Genomic DNA, 1,024 nt, shown 5'->3' with positions numbered 1-1,024 from the left:
GCTGACATCATCGCCATGAACAATACGGTGCGAACCTGACTGCGGCCACCCTGGATAACCTGTTTGCCTTTGTACTTGCCACTTTCTCTGTTCATTGGTGCGACACCCACCAGTGAAGCAATTTCTTTACTGTTCAGCAAGCCAAGTTCCGGCAGGTAACTGATGAGTGTTGCGGCTGATACTTTTCCTATTCCCGGCATGCTTTGAACAAGGTCGCTTTTGGCTTTGTACTCCGGACAGTTTTCTATCAGCTTGCCCAGTTCATCATCCATTTTTTCTATTTGCTTTTTGATGGTCAGGAGTACAGATTTAATACTGGCCTGTGTCGCTTTGGGCATGATTTGAAGCCTATTCTTCTCACTTGTCTGCATGTCTAACAACTGATTCCGCCGCGATACCAAATCTGCCATAAGCCGCATAGTCTCAGGCTTCAGGGACGACAGGGCAGGTTGGATGGCCTCACTGTAATGTGCGATAAGTGCAGCATCCAGCTTATCTGTTTTGGCTTTTCTGCCAATTGCGCCGGCGAAGCGCTTTACGTGTATGGGGTTCACCATGCTGAACGGCAAGCGGGCTTTCGCACATGCTGCAATAAACGCGGCTTCGTAACGGCCGGTGGATTCAATCACAATGCGTTCCGGACTTAGTTTCTTCAGCCGTTTAACTGCCTCAGATATGCCTTTTGTATCGTTACTAACCTGAAAATATTCATGTGACGGACGAACATGGATATCAAGGAATTGCTTGCCGGTGTCTACGCCAACGTTAATTCTTTGCGCTGCTGATTTATTCATAATAAGCTAACTCTGGTTTGCTAAATGCGAGCTCGGGGCCCAGTCGACTATTCGAGTATGTTGCTTGGAGCACTGTGTGGTGTTCATGTTTGTTAGCGGTCTCTCAACTGAGGAGCCATCGCATAATCGAACTACCGCACAGCCAACTTTGGTTGCAGCCAAAGTCTGGGCCTCACTTTACCCATCTTTGAAAACGTTGTGGGGAATTTAGGGAAGAATTATCCATACAA

Annotated in this window: 1 protein-coding gene; it reads right to left on the bottom strand. The window is 47.6% G+C overall.

Features of this window, described 5'->3' with window-relative positions; genetic code table 11:
* Positions 1-794, bottom strand: a 794-nt coding sequence (locus ACXAFQ_RS20415) for an IS110 family RNA-guided transposase (RefSeq protein WP_474825209.1), incomplete at its 3' end; no start/stop codon positions are given.
* Positions 795-1,024 lie beyond the last annotated feature (230 nt).

It is taken from the genome of Alteromonas sp. ABH2_165 (assembly GCF_056159945.1).
The sequence above is the reverse complement of the archived record's forward strand: the minus strand, read 5'-3'. Positions and strand labels throughout refer to the sequence as shown.